Source organism: Halocatena marina, assembly GCF_023276375.1.
Taxonomy (GTDB): Archaea; Halobacteriota; Halobacteria; order Halobacteriales; family Haloarculaceae; genus Halocatena; species Halocatena marina.
Window position 1 is genome coordinate 2,416,720 of the sequence record NZ_JALLPK010000001.1, and the last position, 15,989, is coordinate 2,432,708.

A 15,989-nucleotide genomic window follows, 5' to 3' on the forward strand; every position below is an offset into this window, starting at 1 on the left:
CTATAACAGCCGATATAGCGCATATCGCAATATCTTGTGCCACGGTTTCGGGAGACAGTACAATCGTATTTCATACAGCTAGTAGTCTTGCTTCGTCGCTCCCGATCTAAGGTTGTAAGCGGGTATCCGAACGTCAATTGCCACCAGCTATTGGAATCGACTGGTTCTGACTCGATTCTTGCTGAACAGTGTTAGAAAATCAAGACAAGAACTCTCTCGCTGTCCGCTAATCAGTTCTCCGAGCAGAATGTGTTTTACCCCCTATCTACCATCCATTCATAAACAATGAACCGATACTGTGATGTCTGAGTAAGCACTTACTAAATAGAATGGGCGAGAGAAATCATCAAAAAGAGAGCAACGAGAGGCAGACCCCAGACAGCATCCAGAAACCGGGAGCAACAGCAAATGCCACCAACAACACCGATTCAAAAAGTCCGTATCTCGTGATGCCGTTCCTGATATTCTTAGTGACATGCTTCATTCTTCGTGCGCTGGGCACACTCGGTGTGGAAACGGTGGATTCGTGGCATACTTCCGTCAGGGTAGCGTTGGCTGTGATGTTCATTTTCACGAGTACGACTCATTTCACTAGCAATCGAGACGCACTCGTGCGCATGGTACCTCACAGCGTGCCGTATCCAAAGCAAGTAGTAACGGTGACAGGCATCGCTGAGCTCGTCGGCGCGGTTGGATTGCTCTGGCCTGTCACCGACCGGATCGCGGGATTCGGACTCGCCGCGTTGCTCGTGGTGTTGTTCCCCGCTAATATCGTGGCTGTACGAAACGAAGTAGCAATCCACGGAAAACCACCGACACCTCTCTGGATTCGCCTGCCGATCCAACTGGTGTGGATCGCATCGCTCCTCTGGGTGACGTGGTAAACGAAACAGAGTCCAGTCGTCCGTCCACACCACTGCTGTCGAGTAGCTGTCCGAAGAAACTATTCCGTTGATGATATAATCCACTGCGTGAAGTACCGCCATCCACCGACAGACGAAGACCATCGAGGATTTCATGACCGGAATCGTTATTCAGTTTCAAACTGGCTAGCCACCATGCGTGGGTTCGGTGATAAGGAACGTGAATAGATTTGGAAACAACTAGTTGAATCGGGACGCGAGTTGCTCCTCATTTACGGGCCAAAAAAGACGAACATCGTCGAGCAGTTGGTATCGCTAAGAGTTCATTCTATCTCTTCTTCGACTCCAAGGAAGAGTTGTATCTCGAAATACTTCGCCGCGAAATGGAGGAGTACCGCGAGAACCTTCGTGATGAGTTAGAGCAGGTCGAAGAACCACGTGAGGGATTAGAGTCGCTGTTCAGGAACTACAGGGAGATCGCCGAAGACGATCCGTTCATCCAGCAGATGGTCATCCAGCGCGACTACCGGGAGGTGCTTTATAATATCTCATCAGAAACGGGAAAAACCCGATCGAAGAAGTTCGAACACACGACGCCGTTCATCGAGACTCTCCAAGAACAGAGTACAGGGCACCTCGCGGAACACGGTCCCAAAACGGTTCTCGGCGTCAAGGGAACAATCCTGCTGGTCCTGTACAAAGACGAGTTCGAAGCGTACAGAGCGGAATTTTACGAGCAGACATGAGACCTGCTTATCACTGCACTCTCGGATGATTGACATCTGAAGCAGAAACCAACATACAAGCCACGAGAGCTTCCAAACCCGATTAATCGAGTCGTTCGACAGTCCCACGGCTTCCATCGACACGGAGTCGTTGTCCAGTCTCGATGCGTTTTGTCGCACGCGGGACGGACATAACGGCTGGGAGACCATATTCGCGTGCGACCAGCGCACCGTGTGTCATCCGCCCTCCCACATCTGTCACCAACCCAGACGCATTAAGAAACAGTGGTGTCCATCCCGGATCACAGGATGGTGCAACGAGTATCTCACCCTTCTCAAGCGTGGATTCACTCGGATTGTGGATGACGCGTGCAGTTCCCTCGATGACACCCGACGAAACCCCTGTCCCGACGAGAGCGCCGTCGAGACACTGGTCAGTCCGAGTAGTGAGTGCCTCTCCTTCGCTCGTCAGCAGTGCTGGTGCGTCCAGTCGGGCGAATCGTTCGTGTTCGCGTCGACGACTATCCACGTCGATATTCGCGGCGGCTCCCGATTCAAACAGTTCGAACAGCTCCTCTTTTCGAAGATACCAGACATCGTCTGGATCTCGCAACTGGTCGTTCGCAGCGAGCTGTTCTCCGGCGTGCTGAAGTCCCTCGTGCCAAGCCGCGAACAGATGGGCGGATCCCTGTTTCGGTTCGTCCCGTAACGGAATGTAGCCACGATAGACGCGTAGTAACCGACGAACGAGGGGTCGTCGGAGCGGGCCGAGAACACCCTGTCCCGCCTTCCGCAGAAGATCGTCTACGGCTTGCTTGGCTGCTTGCTGTCGAGCACGAAGATGGCTCCGATACGTTTCCTCGTCCCCTGCACGGAGATTACTCCGAACGATTTGCAGCACGCCAGCGGGATCGTCTCGCCATCGAGGACGACTGACATCGATCTCACCGGTTGTTCTGTGACCGAAGTCTTCGAGGAACGTCTCAAGTTCGCTGACGAACGCGTCACCACCATCAACAGTGGCAATCTCGGCCAGCGTTCGCCCATCACGGAGAGCTTCTCCGACAGCAGGATACTCGTGCGCGACTGCTTCGAGGTCATCAAGACCGAGATTCATCCGGGTGCCCACCTCATCACTAGAGCCTCTCCCCGCAGCATCGACAGTAGCGTGCTCCTCGGGAAAGAGCTTCTTCAGTGCCTTTCCTGCTGTCATTCCAGCCATGAGAGGCATGAATCGAGGGTAGACCTCCCGCATGAGAGAAACCGTATCGTATGGGAGCCCATCGAAAACCGTCCGTGCCAGTTGTTCTCCATCGTCCGGTTCGAGTATCTCTGTGGCGGCCTGCTCACCCCACTCACGATACCATTGCCGGAGGTGGGGCATATCCTCTCCCGCGCGGATAAACGATAGACAGTAGCCCGAGACGATACCCGGAATGATTGGTGCGACGGTACGAATCAGCTGAAACGCATCACGCCCGAGCGAGGGAACGATCGAAGGCGAGACTCCCCCCTCGAACTCCGATTCGCGTCGCTCGGTCAGCTCTTTCAATCCGAGAGCTGCGTGCTCGACCATCGAGATGAGTCCCGTTACGATTGTCCCCCGAAAGAGAGACTGACGCAGGAACGGCGTAATATCTTCGTACACCCGTCCACCCGCGTGAGCTGCCCATCTGCCACGTTCACCTGCAGTGTCGAACTCAGCGAGCATCTCTTCGATCACCGCGGTCCACAGATCCACAGCGAGTGGCGGCATCGCTTCTGCCATCGCTTGGGTGTGACCCACGCTGAGATAGACGTGCAGACGCCCGTCAGTCGGCATCGGTTCGGGGAGCGGAAACAGTGCGGTGATCGGTCGTGATTGGAGTATCACGAACTCGCCATCGACGAGCGCCCACTCGATGTCCTGTGGACTTTCGAGGTGCGATTCGATTCTGACACCCAATCGAACGAGATCAGAGAGGTTATCGTCCGAGAGCACGCGAGCACGTTGCTCAGTTTCATCGAGTGTAACGCGGTTGGGGTCGTTCTCTTCCAACGAGAGTCGTATCTGCTTGGTGCCGACATCGTACGACAGCACTTCCCCCGTCGATTTCTCTACGTGGGCGTTATCTGCTTCGACCTCACCGGCGACGATCGTTTCTCCAAGCCCGAACGCAGCGTCGACGGACGCAATCGTCCGGTTGCCACTGTCGGGATCTGCGGTGAACAGGACACCCGCTGCCTCGGCGTCGACCATCCGTTGGACGACGACAGCGAGTGCAACATCAGCGTTCGGGATGTTGTTCTGGTTTCGGTATGTAACAGCTCTCTCAGTGAATAGACTCGCAAGACAATCCAGCACACGATCTGCGACATCGTCGGGGCTAACCCCCAGATACGTCTCGTGCTGTCCGGCGAACGAGGCAGATGGGAGATCCTCTGCTGTCGCGCTGGATCGGACCGCATACGAGGCGGCTCCGTGTGTCTCGATTGCCTCTCGCAGTTGGCTGTGCAGTTCATCTGGCAGCTCTCGCGTTCGAAAGGACGAACGAATTTCTTCTGTGCGCCGTTCGAGTTCGGTTCGGTTCTCTGCAGAACGATCATCGAGAGACTGGATTGCATCTCTCATTTCGTTGTTCAGCAGGATTTCGTAGGCATCGGTGGTGACACAGAAACCTCCCGGAACGTTGAATCCGGCTTCGATGAGTGCGCCAAGCGTCGCTCCTTTTCCACCGAAACGCTCCCGTTCCGGATCGACTGCGTCCAGATCGACGATGAATTGCTTCGGTTCGTTCTCGGTGGTGCTCATACCCAATCACAGCGATGTTGTGATTTGAAAAACTCCATGACTAAAATAGCTATGAAGTTGTGAATGCATAAGCCTATCTGCGCTGTCCAGATGAGTAGTAATTGTCTCTCCGATACGTTCCGGGAGATACGGTTTGAGGACAGGAGCCGAACGCAATTCTTAGTGGTGCGCTCGGGCAACGGGACGCAATGGGAGAGATTTTTGAAGTCCGATCGTTCGACGCCGCAGGCCGTATCGGGGAGTTGACCGTTCCTCGGGCCGGTCTCACCGTCGAGACGCCAGCGCTGCTTCCCGTCGTGAATCCGCACATCGGGACGATCGATCCAGCTGATTTGGCCAGCGAATTCGGGGTCGAGATGCTCATTACGAACAGTTACATCCTCAACCGAAGCGATGACCTGCGCGACCGGGTGCTTTCTGAAGGAGTGCACACACTGCTCGATTTCCCCGGTGTCATCATGACCGACTCAGGCTCGTTTCAACTGGCCGAGTACGGCGATATCGAGGTGACGACCGAGGAAATACTCCAATTCCAACGGGATATCGGCTCGGATATCGGAACGCCGGTCGATATCCCGACTCCACCGGACGTAAGTAGAGCGCAGGCAAACGAGGAGCTTCAGACGACACAGGAGCGCCTCAAAACCGCCGAACGCGTCGGTCAGAAGATGGACAGTGAGATGCTCATCACCGCTCCAGTCCAAGGATCAACCCAACTCGACCTGCGTGAGCAGGCCGCGCGCCACGCCTACCAGACGAAGCTCGACGTCTATCCCGTCGGTGGAGTCGTGCCGTTGTTGAACGCCTATCGATACTCGGATATGGTTGATGTGGTTGCGGCCGCAAAGCGTGGATTGGGCGTCGACGCGCCTGTTCATCTGTTCGGAGCGGGCCATCCGATGATGCTCGCGCTCGCAGTTGCGCTTGGGTGCGACGTGTTCGATTCGGCGGCGTACGCAATCTACGCGCGCGACGACCGCTATCTCACCGTTCGCGGGACGGAACATCTCGACGACCTCGCGTACTTTCCGTGTTCGTGTTCGATCTGTACCAATCATACACCAGACGAGATCCGGAGGTGCGACGACGAGACAAGAGAGGAGTTGCTTGCACGCCACAACCTCCACGTCACGTTCGCGGAGCTACGCCGGGTGAAACAGGCGATCCGTCGTGGCAATCTGCTCGAACTCGTCGATGCACGGGCACGAGGACACCCAAAGCTGCTCGATGGCTATCGGACGCTATTCGATCACAGCGAGCAGTTGGAGCGATCGGATCCGGTCTCGAAGGACGCGGTGTTTCACGTTTCGAGCGAGTGCGTCCGCAGACCAGAGGTCATGCGTCACCACTCACGACTCGAACGACTGAGCGTCGATGGAGACGTGTTGCTTTCAGAAGGAGGAGTCAACGAAGCGTTCGACGAGACGTGGCGTGTCGTCCCGCCGTTCGGTCCGTTCCCTCGGTCGCTCTCGGAGACGTACCCACTGACCGTAGAAGTTCCCGAGCGAATGAGCCGGAAGAGCTACGAAATGGCCGCAGACGGCATCCGTGCGCTCGTCGAGACAAACCCCGATACCTCGTTCACGCTCGCACACCGGGAATGGCCCAAGAGCGCACTCACACGACTACCGAACGCAGTAACAGTCACTGAACTCTCATGACTCTCGAAGACACAAGCCAACGTAGTTCTGTGTCGACGCCAGAAGACGACCAATGACCGATTATTTCGAAGTTCACGAGCGCGACGGACCGGCTCGGATTGGGGAACTCCGCCTCGCTGATTCGATTCATACGCCCGCACTCATCGACGACAGCATTGAAGACGCGGGGAGTCTCTGGTCCGAGGAACGGACGACACCAGTGGGGGACGAGACGGCGCTGACTGTCCTTCCCCACCGAAGCTTTCCAGCAGGGACCGACACGGAGGTCGAGGAGGCGTTCGCAGTTGAGTATCCGACTGTCGAGTTCCCGAGTGCGGCTGTCATCTCTCGTGAGACAGCAGGAGATCACGGGAGTGATGCGTACATCCTCTCTTCTGCCTCCGGTATCGTGGGGCATGCATCGAAGTTCGTCGACACAATCGTCGATGTTCGAACATCGATTCCGGCTGATACCGCACTCCTCCTCTCGGGGGTGGCGACACCGGCGAACGCCGCCACGCTGGCCTACGCGGGTGTTGATCTCTTCGACAGCAATCGCGCGTACGTCCGTGGATTGGAAGGATTCTATCTGACGGCAGACGGTGAGGAGTTCCTCGAAGATCTGACTGAGCTTCCGTGTTCCTGTCCGGCCTGCCAGCGAGGACGGGATGCATTCGACCGGGAGCACTGCGCTGAGCACAACGTGGCCGCCATCGAAACGGAGTTGGCACGCGTCCGCGAACGCATTCGTGCTGGTCGACTCCGAGATTATCTCGAAGGACAAGCCCGCCACGACGCGTGGCTGACAGCGGCATTCAGACGACTCGACCAGCAATACAGCTATCTCGAACAACACACGCCCCTCTTACGCCAGAGCACGCTGCTCGCTGCGAGTGACGACAGCATGCGACGAGTCGAAATCCAGCGTTTTGCAGATCGTGTGTGCACACGCTATCGAAACCGCTTCGAACAGCCACTTGCACTTGTCCCCTGTTCGGCCCGAAAACCCTACAGCGAATCACAGAGCCACGGTCAGTTCCACGACGCGATCCACTATCGCGCGCACAAGGTGTCGATGACATCGCCGATCGGCGTCGTTCCCCAGGAGCTGGAGTATACGTACCCCGCACAACACTACGACAGCGTCGTGACAGGGCGGTGGTCAGCAGAGGAGATCGACTTCGTCGCCCGCGTGCTGACAGAGTATCTCGAACAGAACGAGTACCCTCGCTACATCGCGCACGTTCCGCCGGGTGGCTACCGAGAGATCTGTGAACGTGTCGAGAAACGTACTGGAATTGAGTTCGAGTACACTGTCAGCGATCATCCGACGACAGCCGAATCGTTGGCGAATCTCCGAGAGACACTCAGCGGCGAATCGAAGTATCTGAAGCGCGAGCGCGAGCATAACACTGTTCGTGCAATCGCGGACTACCAGCTCGGACCTGACGCTGGGACCGAACTGTTTGGAACAGAGATCTCCGTGGACGGATGGCTACCGTCGCTGCGTGTCCACGACAAGGGGCAATTGGCGACGATTGTCCCTCAGTACGGAACGCTCGCGTTCACGCTCGCTGGCGCACGCCGATGGCTCGATAGCAGCGTCCCGACCAAGCGCGTCGAAATTGATCCATTCGTACCGCAAGGAAGCGTCCTCGCTCCCGGTATCGTGGACGCTAGCGCGGACATCCGCGTTGGTGATGAAGTCGTTATTGAGGGACCAAAGGCGTTCGCCGTCGGACGAGCGTCGATGAGTGGACCTGAAATGACGACGAGTACACGAGGAATCGCGGTCGAAGTCCGTCACGTCGATGAACGGTAAGTGACGAGCGAAACAGAAGGGCGCTACTCTTCCTCGGTTTCGAAATCGAGCGAAACAGAGTTGATGCAGTAGCGTTTGCCAGTCGGATCCGGACCGTCGTCGAACACGTGCCCAAGATGGCCGCCACAGCGCGCACAGACGACCTCTGTTCGATTCATTCCGTGGCTCGTATCGCGGTGGAGTTCGATCGCATCCTCCATCGCATCGTAAAAGCTCGGCCAGCCCGTGTTGGTCCCGAATTTCGTTTCGGAATCGAATAGCTCGACTCCACAGGCCGCACACTGGTATGTTCCCTCTTCGTTCGTACTGATGTGCTCTCCACTGAATCGCGGCTCGGTCCCCTTCTCGCGGAGAATTTGGTACTCCTCATCGGAGAGAACCTCGCGCCACTCCTCGTCGGTCTGGGGGATTGAATCGCTCTCAGGCATGGGGTGACGTATGCGCTCGATCAGGTTGTGCGTTTCGAACAAATAGAAATGGAAAGAGGGAACGACGGGGAATTGAAACCACCGTCCGTGGCAACTATTCAGTCCCGGCATAATTAAGTTCGATGCCAGTGATTGTCACAGATAATGATAGAGCGCCGTCTTTCGTATCAAGACCTTGAGGATGGTGTCGCAACACTGTTATTGTTTGAAGGTGAGGAAATCAAGGAAGATTTCTACTGGGATGTAGAGGATATGCCAGACGGTGCAGAACCCGGAGATCAATATCAACCGGAGTTCGAGGATGGTGAACTCGTCGCACTGCATTATGACGAGGAACTCACTGAACAAACATTTGAGGAACACCAAGACGCGCTTGAATGGTACAATGAGATGTTGGAAGATAACTAAGATATGCCCGGCGAACCGCTGTCTAATGGGAAACGAGAAGTATACACACTGAACGTTGAGCAAGCGGATTCGCATGCGATTATCACAGAAGATGGAAAAATCGCCCTCATAGATGCAGATAAAGAGAGGGCTGCTGACGAACTTGACACCATCTTAGCCGGACGGGAAACGCCACAGACAGATACCGGACGTGTTCCGATCGAGACGTTCGTTCTGACACATTTTCATGACGATCATTCGAGAGGTGTGCAGGAATTGTATGACCACGGCTACGAAATACAACATGCTATCCAGCCTGACGAAGATCGGTATACGATGCGTGACCGGGAGACCAGAAAGCCAAGGAAAGGCGTGAAAGTGGCTGTCAAGATGACGTACGCCCGTGCGTTGAAAAAGCATGACCCAGATACCATCAAACAGGTCTCAATGGGTGATTCTCTCTCCTCAGATATAGACAGTCAAGTTCTGGCTCCACCCAGTGATTCAGGCACGATCACATTCACCAGCCCAGAGACTGGGCGGAAAAACACCCTCAAACCGACCGGTGCGAACGCAAACAGTATTGCTCTCAAAACGGAGGGCGAGCAGTCGGTGTTGTTCATGGGGGATGTCGAGGACACCGGCGGACTCAACGGCGAAAGTCAGGTGATGCACCAACACGATAGTGAGGAAAGCGAGGTTGATCTCGACGCCGACATCCTCGTGGTCTCGCATCACGGTTCAGATAACGCGACCAGCACAGAATTCCTCGAGCGAGTCGATCCAGAGGTAGCAGTAATTTCGAGTGGTCTACACAATAAGCACACGAGCGAGAACCAGCACGACGCTCATCCCCACGATGCGACTCTCAAGCGACTGCACGATCGGGGTATCGATGTCTACTGGACGCCGGGTCACGGAACACTCCGGACCGACCTAGACACAGAGGCTGCCCACCCGGAGCCAACGACCGATCTCGAAACGACCAACGCCGCCGATGTGGCCGCGCTGAAATACTACTGCCGGGAACACGACGTCTCACCGGAACAGATCGTGGCACTTACCCCAGACCATTTGCCTGAAGAAACGTCCGCGTGGGTAGCCGACGCCGCACCGATGATGGTCGAGTCGACCGAAGAGATCTTGGACGAAGCGATTGCGAACGGCGAATCCGTTGAGGATCTCCGACAGACGCTCGATCCAACGCCGGACGCGCACGATCAGCTCCAAACGAGCGTGCAAGCCGATCGAGACGAACACGTGACGACCAGAGCAGACGTGAACCGGAACCGGGAGGCGTTTTTCAGCGCCAAACGGGCAGAAGACGCCTACAAGCGGCTCCCACTGCACACGCGACTTCGGGCAAACCTCCCCAACCGATTCGGGGGGATCGAGCATCCGCTGGCAGATGTTCCTTCACCCGACGATATCGATGGTCCCCGAAAGGTCGAGGAGGTCCCACGGGCTGTTCAACATTCTCCCGCAGCCAAAAAGCGCGACAAGAGAGGAATCGTCATCGACGAGCGGCTCCTTGCGGCCGAAGACGCCGCTGACGAGGCTGTCGACACTGCTGAAACGAGTGAAACGTTGTGTCACCACCTCCGAGAGACCCCCGGCGCACACCAAGACTTCCTCTATGCGATCGAGACCCCCGATGCCCATACCAAGCACAAACCCGAAGAAGATCTCTCCGAGTCGTTGGAACAGACGAACCAGCGGGAACGATCGCAGACACAGGATGTCTCGCTGGGACTCTGATGTCGTGGTATCGATGGGGAGATCGTCCGCTTACCAGACAAGCGTCGTCGATGACTCCGAGAACTTGGACAATGGAACTCCGTCGGTTTACAGCAAAGTTTCTGTCCAACCACCGAAATCGAATGGAACATTTCAAGCATCAATCGACTGATCACGAGGGAATCTTCGGAATCCAATACGTATCCCTGTAATCACACCTCTGTCCAAGATATCACTTCTTCATCGTCCGAGAATATTCCAATATCAGTTACGTGAATAGTTACATCCGACACAGTATCGACGGTACATCCATATACTATTTTACATATGTCTTCAAATATGATATATTCGTCAGAAGCATTCACGGGTTGGCTATGGCAGGCCATAACACACTCTACGTCGGAAGACGGCTGCTTCAATGAGAATAATCGGTCAACTGCCCAATACAGAACTCGTAAAACCATCGAATTTGGAAAATCGGGGTCGGTATAATTAGCTGGTATTTCAAGACCATGTCTTTCACTCACATTCAACATTGCAGCATCCTTCCTATCGTCCACCTTCGTAACGGTGTGACATCCTGACCGATATTGGTACATTGGAATATCGCCCTCAAACGTTACGTTCATGAACCCAGGTCCGTCACCGATTCTCTGTTGTGCTTCTTCAAACATCTGCTGGAGGCGTGTTTCCTTCTTCTCACTACTCCACTGAGCGGGATCCATCATCGAATACGAATCAGAGGCAACAGGCTTAACATCATATATTTGTATTTCAAACAGCAGACTACGGTGCTTCGTCCAGCAAGAACTTCCATGAATCGAGGGGAGGGGATCGCTCGGAGGTACTGAATGTGGCTCCCACTCCAATCGTTTGAGTCAGTCTATGAAATCCGATTTCAACGGTTGAAGACACAGAACGGCACAAATCCATCCAGAATTATTTTAGATTCCCATCTAGAGATGGTGTGAGTAATCGACAGAACAGAGATCCGTTCCGTCAATGTGAAATAATCGGCAGAAATGTAGTATGGGCCGACGCGGATTTGAACCGCGGACCTCCCGGTTATCAGCCGAGCGCTCAACCTAACTGAGCTATCGGCCCGCTGAACGTACTCTGTCGTACTGCCCTGTTCTGTTTAAGCGTTTCTTTTTGTCGGCCGCGAGTGACCGACTCTCAATCGTTCTGCCGGAGTATTCATTTGTCACTCCCGTCTCCTTTGACGCTGTATTCATCATCACCGAGATTGTACGTCGCGTTGTCCTGATTTTGGTTAGGAAAGCCCGATGTATAGATCGTTCCAGTGACGAATCCGTCGGTTTTGCCGTCGAGATACGGCGTGATGACGTATCGTTTTGCTAGCAATCGGACTGGATAACGTGTCGGAGGCAACACGAGGATCAGCCCAGTGAGATCCGTCACTAGCCCGGGAGTGAGAAAGAACACGCCGGACGCTATGAGGAGTGCACCGTCGACGAGTTCATCTTGGGGAACCTCACCTGTTCGCAGTTTCCGTTCAACTCGACTGATGGTGTGGCGTCCCTCTGCACGAACGAGAAGCATCCCAATGAGTGCCGTCAGTACGACGAGTGCGACTGTGGCAACCCAGCCGATCACTTGCGACACCAAAAAGAGGATGACGATATCGGCAAGGGGGATGAGCAATAACAGAGCGATGAGCCGCTTCATATCGGTACGTATTTACCCTAGATGCAAACGTGTTCCGGCTCTCATCAGGCATCCGCAACACGCATCTGTCGCGCCAACGGGAGATAATACAACGATGTGCCCCGAAACACTCATCAATTGGCGTGACTGGGGACCGGCTCCGTTCGAGGAGGCACGCGCCGCCACTCGTCCAGTCTTGCTCTCGATCTCTGCGCCCTGGTGTGAGTGGTGTGCCACGATGGACCGCGAGGCGTTCTCGAACCCCGCTGTCGCGGCGAATATCCACGACGATTTTATTCCGATCCGTATCGATGCGGACCGACATCCACGAGTCCGAGATCGATACACGATGGGTGGTTTTCCATCGACAGTGTTTCTCACCCCGGAGGGAGAGGTGATCACCGGTGCGACGTACATGGAAACAGAAAGTCTCCGGTCCGTTCTCGAACGAGTCCGGGAGACGTGGACTGAGAACGACGGAGGCAGCATTCCCCGTGCGCTCCGCGACACCGAGTTGCCCCGTGACACGCTCGATGAGCGTATCGTGACGCACATGGAACAACAGGTGCAAGCGGCCTTCGACGACGAATTCGGCGGCTGGGGAGACGGTCCGAAGTTCCCGCTCCCGCGGACGATAGAGTTCGCGCTGAAGCGGGATCGATCTTCTGCGCTCCGAACGCTCGAAGCGATCGCTACACATCTCTACGATACGTACGACGGAGGGTTCTTTCGCTATGCTGGATCGCGTGATTGGAGTGATCTCCACCGAGAGAAAGTGCTCGATACGAACGCTGCAATCTGTCGCGCATTCACAACCGCATACCTCTACACTGGTGAGGACCGCTATCGAGAGCCAGCACAGGAGACCATCGAGTACCTCACGACGACGCTCTGGACGGGCGATGCCTTCGCGGGCAGTCAAGCCGCGGGTGAGTACTACACCCTCGAACCAACCGAACGCGAGAGTCAAGAGCCACCCTTCGTCGACGAGACAGTGTTTGCCGATCGGACGTCGCTCGCTGTCGATGCGCTCTGTCGGTTCTACGCAGTCACCGACAACGAGGGCGCGCGGCGCTACGCAGAGCGTGCGCTTTCTCACGTGCTCGAAACACTCGTCAATAGTGCAGGGACGGTTTGTCACTTCGACGGTGGTTCCGAAGGACTGCTCCTCGATCAGGCACGAGTTCTTCAGGCACTCACCACGGCCGCCCAGATACTCGATCAAAAGTACATTGTCCCAGCGCAGACGGTCGCAGATTGGACGATTGAGCACCGAGAACGAGACGGAGCCTTCGTCGATGGATCCGACGGTCCCGCTCTGCTCGATCGACCACTCCAGCCGCTCGATACGACGGTCGAACTCGCAGACGCACTGATCGACCTCGCGGTTCTGACCCAGAACACGGAATATCGATCAGTCGCTCGGACAGCACTCGAATCGTTTGCTGGAGCACACGACCGGATGGGCGTCACGGTGGCGAACTATGCGAGTGCCGTCGCCCGCGTCGTGAACACGCCACTCGTGATCGAAATCGCTGACGAACCCGGGAGCGATCTCCACCGAGCAGCACTTCGCGTTGCCGATCACGAGAAAATCGTCGTTCTCACAGGGGAATCAGACGGGAAAGCGACCGTACTCGACGAAAGTGGACAGACGGGTCCAGTAACAACCCCTGACGCACTCGTTTCGCTCATCGAGGATGCGTAAACTCCCGATGTGTTTTTATCGTCGCAACAAAATTAGAGTACATAATGGCAAACCTCAGAGACCTCGGCCTTTCGGAGTACGAAGCGCGCGCCTATCGAGCGCTCCTTCAGACGGGACCGACAACCGCAAAGGAGTTGTCACAAGTTAGCGACGTGCCGATGGGGCGGATCTATGACGTGTTGAACAGCATTGAGCAGTATAATCTCGTTCGCTCACAGACCGCTTCGCGGCCGAAAAAATACGTCGCTGTCGAACCCTCGACTGCACTCAGTCGCCTGTTGGAGGATAAAAAGCGCGAGCTCGCTGAAAAGGAGAACCAGTATGAGGAGATTGTCGACGAACTCGTCACCTCCCTCGACAGCACAGAGCCACACGAGGAAACGTTCTGGACGGCCGCGGTCGGCCCCGAAGAGGTTGTCGATCTGCTCGTTGAGCGAATTTCCGTGGCCGATGAACGAGTCGTGATGGTTGCCTCGACAGTCTCACAGCAGTTTGATCTCGACGATCTCGGCGATCGGGTGTCCGCTTCCCTCGAAGCAGCACTCGATCGTGGCGTCGAGGTGTCACTGCTCATGCGTCCTGCGCTCGTCGATGCACTTCCCCCCACAGTCGGGAAGCGCTATCGGACTAGTCTCTCACCACACCGGAATTTCGACTGTCGAACGAGCGACAACGTCAGCGGCACGTTCACCATCGTCGACGATGTTGAGGTCTGTATCGAAGTCTCTCACCCACTCCGAGAGATGGATACATTTGCGATGATCAACCTCAAAGACAGAGGCTTCGCATCGGATGTTCATTCAGAGTTCGAACCGCGCTGGGCCGAGGCGGAAGCACTAACGTTCTAAGAACCACGATACAACCGATCCCAGTGCTGTGGCCATTTGCCACTCTACACTCAAAACTGGGTTACTCGATTCATGCGCTGAGCGACGAGTACTGCGGTGAGTTTAAATTCCAAATGCAGGCAGTGGGTGACACTCAGCGACCAATTTCAAAAATATCTGATAAGTAAAAGACGCACCAACAAGGGAGCAACGCTCGCTTACGATCCGTTCAGCTCGGACCGGAGGGCACTCATCTTTGCGACGCGTTCGGCGTGAGCGTTATGTTGGTGGATCGATTCGTCGTTCGACTGTTTCATCGTGATGATCGCATCATCCGGGAGGTCCGAGAACTGGTTGACGACTCCTTCGGCCATGGCACGGACACAGTCCTCGACAAATTTCGCGTCCGTGTGAGACGAGTAGGTCATGTGGTCTTCGTCGGGCCGTTTTGCGAGGTTGTAGATCCGTGCACTCATCGAATCACGGGCAACTTCGATGACGTCGGTGACATCAACGTTTGGTTCGCCCGCCGCTTCGATGGTGAGTGTAGCGTGTCCGCGCTGGGAGTGACCTGGCTGTGGAACCGTATCGAGGAACTGCTCGATGACTCCGTCCTCGACACCGAGGTCGAGGAGCGTTTCTCGGGCGCGGGCGGCAGACATTCCTTGCGAACAGGGACAGACGGTCATCCCAACGACGCGCGCACCAATCTCTTCACGAGTGCCGTCTTCGGTTGCTGTGGCACTCGCGATGATATCCGCAGTCGACTGGGTGAGGCGGTCTGACTCGGGCGTCTGATCGTGGACAGCGTATGTCGCCTCCATGTGGACTTCGGCTTTCGTCGTATAGTCGTGCTTTTCGAGGAGACGCTCGGCAGCGGTACCACAGACGTCTTCGACGCCGGAGGTAGTATCACTGACCGCGATCTCAAGTGTCTCGTCAATGACTTCCATGTTCCGGCTCATGTCCGCACCCTTCCGCCACTTTGGCAGATCGACGAACACTTCGAATTCAGCCATCAGTACGATGGGTCTGCGATCATCCCGATCGATCTTGACGAGCTTCTCGACCCCGGTCACGCCGACGCGGTTAAGCCCGATACTGACGGTCGGACTCGACGCCTGCACGTCCGGCAGCTGCTGGCTCATTATTTCGAGAAATGAGCCAGACCCGAATATGGGTTCCGAAACCCACATGAATTTCTCACAATTCGTTCGTACGGTTTTTGTTGCCCGGAACTTCGTATCGGGGTTTCCACAAACGTTCAACCAGACGATACCAATCGTATCGAAGCGAGCCAATGAATTGGAACCAACAGCGCACGGCGACTGGCCACGAAATTCTGTACCGACTCCACACTCATCACAGAAGTGACTGAGGATTGCAATTGCTG

The 15,989-nt window shown here is 55.6% G+C and carries 13 protein-coding genes and 1 tRNA gene; 8 read left to right on the top strand and 6 right to left on the bottom strand.

The window, feature by feature from the left end; genetic code table 11:
• The first annotated feature begins 329 nt into the window (after nt 1-329).
• The gene (locus MW898_RS10980) at nt 330-884 is read left to right on the top strand and encodes a DoxX family protein (RefSeq protein WP_248907150.1); all 555 of its coding nucleotides are present in this window, start codon (nt 330-332) and stop codon (nt 882-884) included.
• Between the two features lie 362 nt (nt 885-1,246).
• Nucleotides 1,247-1,609 carry a hypothetical protein gene (locus tag MW898_RS10990; protein ID WP_248907152.1) on the top strand — a complete coding sequence of 121 codons (363 nt, stop codon included), beginning with the start codon at nt 1,247-1,249 and terminating at the stop codon, nt 1,607-1,609.
• An 82-nt stretch (nt 1,610-1,691) separates the two neighbouring features.
• Here the strand turns inward: MW898_RS10990 and MW898_RS10995 are convergent, their stop codons facing one another.
• Entirely contained in the window at nt 1,692-4,379 is a 2,688-nt protein-coding gene (locus MW898_RS10995; RefSeq protein ID WP_248907154.1) for a PEP/pyruvate-binding domain-containing protein, read from the bottom strand.
• A 188-nt stretch (nt 4,380-4,567) separates the two neighbouring features.
• Here MW898_RS10995 and tgtA point away from each other — a divergent pair, with 188 nt between their 5' ends.
• Both tgtA and arcS read left to right on the top strand, forming a co-directional pair.
• Complete coding sequence (tgtA, locus tag MW898_RS11000; RefSeq protein WP_248907156.1) at nt 4,568-6,040, top strand: tRNA guanosine(15) transglycosylase TgtA; 1,473 nt, start codon at nt 4,568-4,570, stop codon at nt 6,038-6,040.
• A 52-nt stretch (nt 6,041-6,092) separates the two neighbouring features.
• Nucleotides 6,093-7,841, top strand: a complete 1,749-nt coding sequence (gene arcS, locus MW898_RS11005; protein WP_248907158.1) for an archaeosine synthase subunit alpha — start codon at nt 6,093-6,095, stop codon at nt 7,839-7,841.
• A gap of 23 nt (nt 7,842-7,864) precedes the next feature.
• On the opposite strand, the gene msrB is transcribed toward arcS, so the two are convergent.
• Nucleotides 7,865-8,269, bottom strand: a complete 405-nt coding sequence (gene msrB, locus MW898_RS11010; RefSeq protein WP_248907160.1) for a peptide-methionine (R)-S-oxide reductase MsrB — start codon at nt 8,267-8,269, stop codon at nt 7,865-7,867.
• Between the two features lie 144 nt (nt 8,270-8,413).
• On the opposite strand from msrB, the gene MW898_RS11015 reads away from it, so the two are divergent.
• Entirely contained in the window at nt 8,414-8,677 is a 264-nt protein-coding gene (locus MW898_RS11015; protein WP_248907162.1) for a hypothetical protein, read from the top strand.
• 3 nt (nt 8,678-8,680) lie between these two features.
• The gene (locus MW898_RS11020) at nt 8,681-10,414 is read left to right on the top strand and encodes a ComEC/Rec2 family competence protein (RefSeq protein WP_248907164.1); all 1,734 of its coding nucleotides are present in this window, start codon (nt 8,681-8,683) and stop codon (nt 10,412-10,414) included.
• 191 nt (nt 10,415-10,605) lie between these two features.
• Here the strand turns inward: MW898_RS11020 and MW898_RS11025 are convergent, their stop codons facing one another.
• The 3 genes from MW898_RS11025 to MW898_RS11035 form a co-directional block, all read right to left on the bottom strand.
• Entirely contained in the window at nt 10,606-11,121 is a 516-nt protein-coding gene (locus MW898_RS11025) for a hypothetical protein (protein WP_248907166.1), read from the bottom strand.
• Between the two features lie 302 nt (nt 11,122-11,423).
• A tRNA-Ile gene (locus tag MW898_RS11030) sits at nt 11,424-11,497 on the bottom strand.
• A gap of 93 nt (nt 11,498-11,590) precedes the next feature.
• Entirely contained in the window at nt 11,591-12,082 is a 492-nt protein-coding gene (locus tag MW898_RS11035; protein WP_248907168.1) for an FxsA family protein, read from the bottom strand.
• A gap of 94 nt (nt 12,083-12,176) precedes the next feature.
• Here MW898_RS11035 and MW898_RS11040 point away from each other — a divergent pair, with 94 nt between their 5' ends.
• Both MW898_RS11040 and MW898_RS11045 read left to right on the top strand, forming a co-directional pair.
• Nucleotides 12,177-13,769 carry a DUF255 domain-containing protein gene (locus MW898_RS11040; protein WP_248907169.1) on the top strand — a complete coding sequence of 531 codons (1,593 nt, stop codon included), beginning with the start codon at nt 12,177-12,179 and terminating at the stop codon, nt 13,767-13,769.
• Nucleotides 13,770-13,813: 44 nt separating this feature from the next.
• Nucleotides 13,814-14,617 carry a TrmB family transcriptional regulator gene (locus MW898_RS11045; RefSeq protein ID WP_248907171.1) on the top strand — a complete coding sequence of 268 codons (804 nt, stop codon included), beginning with the start codon at nt 13,814-13,816 and terminating at the stop codon, nt 14,615-14,617.
• Nucleotides 14,618-14,814: 197 nt separating this feature from the next.
• On the opposite strand, the gene mptA is transcribed toward MW898_RS11045, so the two are convergent.
• On the bottom strand, nt 14,815-15,744 hold the full coding sequence (gene mptA / locus MW898_RS11050) for a GTP cyclohydrolase MptA (RefSeq protein ID WP_248907173.1): 930 nt from the start codon (nt 15,742-15,744) through the stop codon (nt 14,815-14,817).
• Nucleotides 15,745-15,989: the final 245 nt, after the last annotated feature.